Source organism: Acinetobacter sp. UBA3132 (assembly GCF_002364825.1).
GTDB classification, from domain to species: Bacteria; Pseudomonadota; Gammaproteobacteria; order Pseudomonadales; family Moraxellaceae; genus Acinetobacter; species Acinetobacter schindleri.
In genome coordinates this window covers 1-7,788 of sequence record NZ_DEZM01000070.1, presented here as the reverse complement: position 1 = coordinate 7,788, position 7,788 = coordinate 1, and the positions used below count along the sequence as shown (strand labels likewise).

The window sequence follows — 7,788 nt, the reverse complement described above, 5'->3', positions numbered from 1 at the left end:
GGGTTTTCAGCAAAGCATTGGAAGAGGCAATATTCAGTGCTTCAGCGGGTTCTATGACAATAACACGCCAACCATCAACAGTTTGCTGCACAAATGGCAATAAATCCCGGATCTTTTCAATCTTGATTTTGGCATTCTGTTTTTTGTTTTCTTCATCGGTACTGATATAAACATAATTGGGATGAGTATCTGCTTTAAGCCACTGACAACTGCCACATTCACCACATGGCAAATTGCGCATATGACGATTTTGACATAATACCCATGCTAGAAATTGCTGGGTAAAAGCTTCCTTACCACAACCCTTTTTGCCATAAAACAGTAGTCCATGCCCAAGCTGGGGAAAACGCCCAGTAAGCGTATCCCAGACTTGTTGTTGCCAAGGATAAATTTGTGCGGTGGCATCAAGCGGCATGCTAAATTCTCAAATTAGGCGAATACAGATGGATCAAGCTGGTTCAGACGATCCAGATCCTGCTGGGTATCTACACCAGGGGGCAAACTCACTTCAGCAACAGAGATGGCAATACGGTGACCATTTTCCAGCACACGCAACTGCTCTAAAGATTCCAGCTTTTCCAGAATGCCCATTTCCCAGGTTACATATTCCTGAAGCAACTTCACCCGATAAGCATACAGACCCAAATGGCGATAAGCCTGATCATGCAGTTTCTGCTCAGCTTGTTTTGCTCCATCACGGTCATAAGGAATCGTTGCACGGCTAAAATACAGCGCCTGATTGTGCTTTGACATCACCACTTTCACGATACTGTCACGCTGAAATTCTTCAAGCTGATGAATCGACTCACAAAGTGTCGACATAGACGATTCTGGCTGATCGACCAGTAGCTGAGCCACCTGCTGAACCAGTTGCGCAGGTAATAACGGCTCATCACCTTGGACATTAACGATAATATCATCACTTGCCCAACCTTTAATTTTTGCTACTTCACTTAGGCGGTCGGTTCCCGATGGATGATCAGGTGAAGTAATGACAACATCCACACCTTCAGCACGACATACGGCTGCAATACGTTCATCATCTGTCGCTACACATAGATCATCAAAACCTTTTACTTTACGCGCCTGATCGACCACACGCAGAATCATTGGACGACCATGAATCTCTAATAAAGGTTTACCCGGCAGACGTGAGCTGGCAAAGCGTGCAGGAATGACAATGTGTTTCATAATGAATAAACCTTAAGAAATAGAAATACCGTATTCACCAAGTTGTTGCTGCAAGATCGCATAACAGGCTGGCGATAATATTGCCTCAACAGGCACCACCCAGATATCACGATTAAATGCCGGATTCTGTTTGAGTAAAGTCATAATCTTTACTGCATCTTTCTCAGTGGTAATGATCGGATAATTATCTTCAAACTGCAGATCTTCAATTTCATAGTCATGATGATCCGGAAATTCATGGCACTGGAATTGCTGAATACCCAGGCTTTCCAAGGTCTGATAGAAACGCTGTGGAAAACCAATCCCGACGACGGCATAAAAAGGTAAGTTCGGATCAAAAGTCTGCAACCCTGCCCGATTGAGTAAATACGGCTGTGAGGGAGCCAAATGCATATGCAAGTCAGATTGCGGATGAGCCGTATGCTCAATTACAGTACCGGTTTTTAGACGTTCAACTGGCTCACGTAAATAACCTTCAGGCAGAAGTTTCTGATTGCCCAGACCACGATTATTATCCAGCACAATCCACTCAATCTGACGATTCAAAGCCCAGTGCTGTAAACCATCATCACAAATAATCAAATCCAGATTATGTTTGGACAATAGCAGCTCTATACTCTGCTGACGATTAGGACCAACAGCCATCGGTACACCCGTCGACTGGACAATCAGTGCGGGTTCATCCCCCACACTTTCTGCGGTCGCCTGCGTATCGACATAGCAAGGAAATGGACCTTTACCTCCATAACCCCGGCTGATCACGCCAACCCGGACATTTTGTTTTTCTAGATATTCAACCAAATGGATCAGTAATGGAGTTTTCCCACTCCCACCCACAGTAATATTACCAATCACCATCACAGGTACAGGTGCGGTATAACTTGCTTTAAAACCTTTATCATATAAGGCTTTATTTAAGCTAAATCCGATCTGGTACAGCCAGGACAATGGTCGAAATACAATCAGCCATTTAGCCTGTGTATTCCAGGCATCCTGAATGACCTGTGCCAGTGACATACTTATTGTTCCTCGAAGTTGCGTTGATGCAACTGGTAATAAGCACCCTTGCGGTTGATCAATTCCTGGTGGGTCCCCTGCTCCAGAATGCGACCTTGATCCATGACGACAATACTGTCGGCATTTTCAATCGTTGATAAACGGTGAGCAATAACGATAGTGGTACGATCCTGCATTGCCGCATCAAAAGCACGCTGAATAAAGTATTCAGATTCATTATCCAGCGCACTGGTTGCTTCATCCAGAATTAAAATTGGTGCATTTTTCAGAATAGCACGCGCAATCGCAATACGCTGGCGCTGACCGCCAGACAGATTCAGACCTTGTGCGCCCAGCTCAGTATCATAACCATTTGGCAAAGCCATAATAAAGTCATGGGCATAAGCAGCTTTAGCCGCGGCAATAATATCTTCTTCTGCAGCATCTTCCAACTGACCATAAGCAATGTTTTCACGCACGGTACGGTTAAATAGCACCACCTGCTGGTTTACCATCGAGATCTGGGTACGCAGAGCATTCAGCTCAAAATCTTTAATGTCTTTGCCATCAAACAGGATTTGACCGGAGCTTGCTTCCTGATAACGCATTAAAAGGTTTACCAGTGAAGTTTTACCTGCACCTGAGCGACCTACTAATGCCACTGTTTGTCCGGCTTTTACATCAAGATTCAGATCGGTTAATGCCTGATACCCATCAGAATAAGTCAAATTCACATTTTTCAGCTGGATATTGCCTTTTAAAGTATCTTTAAAAGTACCTGCATTTTTTTCTTCCGGCATATCCAGTAATTCAAACACTGAATAAGCTGCCGCCATACCACGCTGAATTTTTTCATTGACTTCAGTGAGTGCCTTGATCGGTTTGGACAACATGCCTGCCACGGTAATATAAGCAACAAATTCACCTGCAGTCGTATCACGCAAGATTTCCGGGCGCAAAGCCAGAAACATGACAATACTCAACGCAATAGACATAATAAGCTGTACGATCGGGCTATTGAGCTCTTTCACTACAACCATTTTCAAGCCACGACGCAAGTTTTCTAGAGAGTGCTTTCTAAATCGTTCCTGCTCGTACGTTTGACCGCCAAAAGCTTTTACCACCATATTGGCATTTACAGACTCCTGTACCACATGGTTCACATCACCCATGGTGTTCTGCACTTGCTTGGACAGCTTACGCATACGCTGTGCAGCTTTGCGAATAAGCAGACCAATGATCGGTGCAAAAATCAGAATAATTAACGTTAAACGCCAGTTTGTATAAAGCAGATAACCAATCAGCGCGATTGTGATCAGACCTTGCTGCACAATCACCTTAAGTGAATCACTTGAGGCAGCAGTCAACTGCTCAACGTTATACATAATTTTAGCAGTAATGTGACCACTGGTATTATCCAGAAAATATTGCGAAGGCAGACGCATCAGCTTGGCAAAGACTTCCTGACGAATATTAAAGACCAGATTTCGGGAAATGACTGCAGTAAAATAGCCACCCAAAAACAAACCTACACCGCGGAAAAAGATCAGCAAGACCACCAGAAACGGGAAGATCGTCGTAAAACCCTGATCACGAGTCTGAATCGCTTCAATAATATATTCCAGCAACTTGGCAACAGAGACTTCTGTTGCAGCATTGATGGCGAAACCCAGGATAACCAGTAAGGCCAATCCCCAAAATTGTTTTAAATAACTGAGAAGACGTAAATAGACTTTTAAATCTTGCTTCACTAATAACCTCGGGTAGGTACTTTCGTACTGATGTTGATGTTCACAAAGCCAAGTTGCCCTGCAACATCCATAACGCGAATCACATCCTGATGTGCTGCTTTTGCATCAGCAGCAATCACGAACATTAAATCACGTCGTTCGTTAGAAATCTGTTTAATTGCGGTATTTAAATCAGCCACTTCTTTGCTCGCCAATGACTGCCCATTCACTGCATAGTGCCCATTTGCATCCACAGTGACTTCAACCTTTTGATCAAAGTTTTTCGGTGGAACTCCTTGCGCGTCTGGCAAGGTCAAATTCACACGGCTGAGTTGACTGAAAGTCGTAGAAAGCAATAGAAATACCAAGATAAATAACAGACAGTCAATCATCGGAGTGAGGTTGATATGAACATCTTCAACCTGATTGCGTTTGAATTTCATGACTCACCTCAGCTCGCCTTCTGAAGAATTTCATCCGCTTCTGAAGCATGCGAATAAAACAGGTCAGCATGAAATAAAGTCGCCTGCTGCTCCAGCTCAGCTACATATTCCTGTACCAGACGCTGGAAATAACGATGTGCAAATAAGGCAGGGATCGCGATCAGCATCCCGGCAGCTGTCGTAATTAACGCCTTGGAAATCCCCGGCATCATCAGCACTGGATCGCTGGTAGTACCCACGTCAATCATAAGAAAAGATTCAATAATTCCGATCACTGTACCGAGCAAACCCAGCAAAGGTGCAACTGCACTTAAAGTTCCTAAAAAATTAATATTTCTTTCCAGATAACCAATTTCCTGCGAAGCAACGACTTCCATCTGGGCACGTGCATATTGCTCGGTCTGTTGCTGGCTGGCAGCACCTGCTGCAAAAACACGGCCTAATGTACTCCCTTGCAGGGATTTATCTACATTTAGTTTTTGCATCACCTGATTGGCATTTTGCCCGGGACCCATCAAAAGCGCTTTAGGTAATATCAAGCTCTTTTTCAGGCGAATAAATCGCTCTAATGAGATGGCTACCATGAAAATCGAACATAATACGAGGGGTAGCATCAGCCACCCACCTGCTTTTACCAATTCCCACATCTGATTTATCCCCAATCAAGAATCAAGTTTTATTCGTCATCCAGGATCGAAAGGATACCGTCTAGCTCTTCCAATGAATGATAGCTAATGACCAGTTTGCCTTTGCCCTGCTTGTTATAATCAATTTTTACTTCTGCACTAAAACGTTCTGACAGACGTTGTGTCAGTTGTTGAATATCCGGCGCTACGACTGGCTTTGGTTTATCCTGTTTTGGAGTATTAAAATCACGCACTAATTGCTCAGTCTGGCGTACGGACAGGCTCTTCTCAATTACCATTTCAGCCACTTTCAGCTGGTCTTTGGCTTTCAAAGTCAGGATCGCACGGGCATGCCCCATATCAAGCAGCCCTTGCTGCATAAAGTCTTTGACCTCTTCAGCCAAGGTCAGCAAACGCAGTAAATTACTGACTGTCGTACGCGCCTTGCCTACAGTATCGGCAATTTCCTGATGGCTCAGACCAAATTCTTCATGGAAACGTTGCAGCGCCATTGCCTGATCAATTGGATTCAGATCCTGACGCTGGATATTTTCGATCAAAGCCAGCGCAATTGCCACCTGATCATTCAGATCACGCACAATCGCAGGAACTTCTGTAAGACCTGCCAATTGTGCTGCACGCCAGCGACGCTCACCCGCAATAATTTCATAAGGATGGCGTTCATCATCTACCGGACGGATGACGATCGGCTGCATGATGCCATGCTTCTCAATTGAAGCAGCCAGTTCCTGCAAATCCTGTTCATTGATATAGCGACGTGGCTGGTATTCACCACGTTTCAACAGATTCACATCAATCTGCTTCAGCTGACCATGATCCAGACCTTGTGCTTCAAGCTGTAATTTTTCTTTTTGAATTGACCCCAGTAATGCATCCAAACCACGACCTTTGGCGAGTCCACGTTTCTTCACGGTCATGCTTTACTTCCTTTTTTCACTTTGCTTTTCTTTAACATTTCAGCCGCCAGATTGAGGTAAGCAACTGCACCCTTAGAACTTTTTTCAAAATAAATCACTGGCAAACCATGTGCTGGTGCTTCAGCCAGACGGATATTACGTGGAATCACGGTATCGTAAAGTTTCTTGCCAAAATATTGTTGTAATTCTTCAGAGACATCACGTGTCAGTGCATTACGCGCATCATACATGGTACGTAATACACCCACGATTTGTAGATCAGGATTTAAAGCCTGCTGAATCCGGTCAATGGTCTGAGTCAAATCAGCCAATCCTTCTAATGCATAATACTCACATTGCATTGGAATAATTACGCCATCCACGGCAGCTAAGGCATTCACGGTAATCAGGCTTAAACTTGGTGCACAATCTACAATAATATAATCAAATGATTTTTCAATTTCCTGCAGGGCATCACGCAGAATAAATTCACGGCCTTCCTGTTCGGCAATTGCCAGCTCTACACCAGCCAGATCACGGTTGGCGCCTAATACTTTATATCCAACTTCCGCCTTGGTAATTGCCGTTTCAATCGGCACTTCACCAAGCAACACATCCGTTACTGAATAAAGTAAATCATTTTTCTGAATGCCCGAGCCCATCGTAGCATTACCTTGTGAATCCATATCCACAAGCAGCACACGTTTTTTTAATACTGCGAGAGATGCCGCCAAATTTACTGCGGTTGTGGTTTTGCCAACGCCACCCTTCTGGTTTGCAATCGCAATAATTTGTGCCATGTTGACCCCAATTCCTTTGAAAATCTTAAATACGTTTTAATAAAAGTAAATGACGTTGTTCGTCTAAGCGCGGAACTTTTAGTTCAATAATCTCACAACTGAATTCATCTTTTAAAGCACTAACTTCATCTTGTGGAATCAGACCTTTCATGGAAGCAATAATACTTTGCTCATGCATATAAGGTTTTGATGCGTCTACAAAATCGGTCAATGATGCAAAGGCACGACTGGTAATCACATCAAATTGACCGAGTTCATTAATACTGTCTTCATTTTCAACGCGTGTTTGCACCGCAATCACATTTTTTAGCTTCAGGTCAGCAATAAACTGCTTGAGGAAACGAATTTTTTTACCGTTTGAGTCCAGCAATACACATTCACGCTCAGGCTGACATAAAGCAATGATCATGCCCGGCATACCACCACCTGTGCCGATATCCAGCAATCTGCCCGCAGGCAAGTCCTTTAAAATACTTAAACTGTCGAGTAGATGCTTGACCAGCATTTCTTTCGGATCACGAATGGCAGTCAGATTGTATGCCTTATTCCACAGCACCAAAGCGTCCTGGTACTTGAGTAATAAATTTAAAGTTTCCTCACTCAATGCTAAACCTAAAGCCTGGCTACCCTGCTTTAATTCCTGAAAAAACGTATGCATAAACAATTAACGCTCGAAAAAATTAGAAGAAAGTATAACGCTTTCTCTATATTGGCACAGTAGGGAGTGCTTAGTGAATATTCACTTAAGCATATTTCCCTTCACGAATTTCAGCATCCAGTGCAGCCAAACGCTCTGGGGTTCCTACGTCAACCCAAATGCCTGCCAGTTTAGAAGCTGCAACCTGCTGATTCTGCATTGCTGCTTTTAGCAACGGAGCCAAAGGACGTTTGCCAGTCTCTAAGACTTGGAACATCTTCGGATCAAGTACGGATACACCACTAAAAGTCAGGTTCTCACCTCCGACTTGCTGATCAAAGGTATAAGCTTTACCTTCAGCCATGCTAAAATCACCTTGTGGGTGCTGAGGTGGATTTTGCACCAACACCAGATGTGCCAGGTTTTCACCCAGCTCCACTGTCAATAA

The 7,788-nt window shown here is 43.8% G+C and carries 8 protein-coding genes and 2 pseudogenes; all 10 read right to left on the bottom strand.

Features of this window, described 5'->3' with window-relative positions:
- Positions 1-415 (bottom strand): annotated as a pseudogene (locus B4033_RS03180) (DNA polymerase III subunit delta'); the annotation flags it as partial.
- Positions 416-429: 14 nt separating this feature from the next.
- A complete protein-coding gene (gene kdsB / locus B4033_RS03175; protein WP_286832054.1) occupies positions 430-1,191 on the bottom strand; it encodes a 3-deoxy-manno-octulosonate cytidylyltransferase in 762 nt (253 codons plus the stop codon).
- A 12-nt stretch (positions 1,192-1,203) separates the two neighbouring features.
- The gene (lpxK, locus tag B4033_RS03170; RefSeq protein ID WP_286832052.1) at positions 1,204-2,208 is read right to left on the bottom strand and encodes a tetraacyldisaccharide 4'-kinase; all 1,005 of its coding nucleotides are present in this window, start codon (positions 2,206-2,208) and stop codon (positions 1,204-1,206) included.
- Positions 2,209-2,210: 2 nt separating this feature from the next.
- Positions 2,211-3,938 (bottom strand): lipid A export permease/ATP-binding protein MsbA, encoded by a 1,728-nt coding sequence (msbA, locus tag B4033_RS03165; protein WP_004815568.1) that lies wholly within the window; start codon positions 3,936-3,938, stop codon positions 2,211-2,213.
- Positions 3,938-4,360, bottom strand: coding sequence for an ExbD/TolR family protein (locus B4033_RS03160; RefSeq protein WP_286832049.1), 423 nt, complete (start codon positions 4,358-4,360; stop codon positions 3,938-3,940). The genes msbA and B4033_RS03160 overlap by 1 nt, the downstream gene beginning before the upstream one ends.
- 8 nt (positions 4,361-4,368) lie before the next feature.
- Positions 4,369-5,007 (bottom strand): MotA/TolQ/ExbB proton channel family protein, encoded by a 639-nt coding sequence (locus tag B4033_RS03155; RefSeq protein ID WP_286832047.1) that lies wholly within the window; start codon positions 5,005-5,007, stop codon positions 4,369-4,371.
- Positions 5,008-5,036: 29 nt separating this feature from the next.
- The gene (locus tag B4033_RS03150) at positions 5,037-5,924 is read right to left on the bottom strand and encodes a ParB/RepB/Spo0J family partition protein (RefSeq protein ID WP_004815563.1); all 888 of its coding nucleotides are present in this window, start codon (positions 5,922-5,924) and stop codon (positions 5,037-5,039) included.
- Positions 5,921-6,703, bottom strand: a complete 783-nt coding sequence (locus B4033_RS03145) for a ParA family protein (RefSeq protein ID WP_004815561.1) — start codon at positions 6,701-6,703, stop codon at positions 5,921-5,923. The genes B4033_RS03150 and B4033_RS03145 overlap by 4 nt, the downstream gene beginning before the upstream one ends.
- A gap of 25 nt (positions 6,704-6,728) precedes the next feature.
- On the bottom strand, positions 6,729-7,361 hold the full coding sequence (gene rsmG, locus B4033_RS03140) for a 16S rRNA (guanine(527)-N(7))-methyltransferase RsmG (RefSeq protein ID WP_286832044.1): 633 nt from the start codon (positions 7,359-7,361) through the stop codon (positions 6,729-6,731).
- A gap of 85 nt (positions 7,362-7,446) precedes the next feature.
- Positions 7,447-7,788, bottom strand: a pseudogene (locus B4033_RS03135) (nucleotidyltransferase family protein); the annotation flags it as partial.

Excerpts from the sequence above, each read along its gene's own strand:
- B4033_RS03155 (WP_286832047.1), bottom strand. The coding sequence starts at position 5,007 with ATGTGGGAATTGGTAAAAGCAGGTGGGTGGCTGATGCTACCCCTCGTA.
- B4033_RS03145 (WP_004815561.1), bottom strand. The coding sequence starts at position 6,703 with ATGGCACAAATTATTGCGATTGCAAACCAGAAGGGTGGCGTTGGCAAA.
- B4033_RS03160 (WP_286832049.1), bottom strand. The coding sequence starts at position 4,360 with ATGAAATTCAAACGCAATCAGGTTGAAGATGTTCATATCAACCTCACT.
- lpxK (WP_286832052.1), bottom strand. The coding sequence starts at position 2,208 with ATGTCACTGGCACAGGTCATTCAGGATGCCTGGAATACACAGGCTAAA.
- B4033_RS03150 (WP_004815563.1), bottom strand. The coding sequence starts at position 5,924 with ATGACCGTGAAGAAACGTGGACTCGCCAAAGGTCGTGGTTTGGATGCA.
- rsmG (WP_286832044.1), bottom strand. The coding sequence starts at position 7,361 with ATGCATACGTTTTTTCAGGAATTAAAGCAGGGTAGCCAGGCTTTAGGT.
- kdsB (WP_286832054.1), bottom strand. The coding sequence starts at position 1,191 with ATGAAACACATTGTCATTCCTGCACGCTTTGCCAGCTCACGTCTGCCG.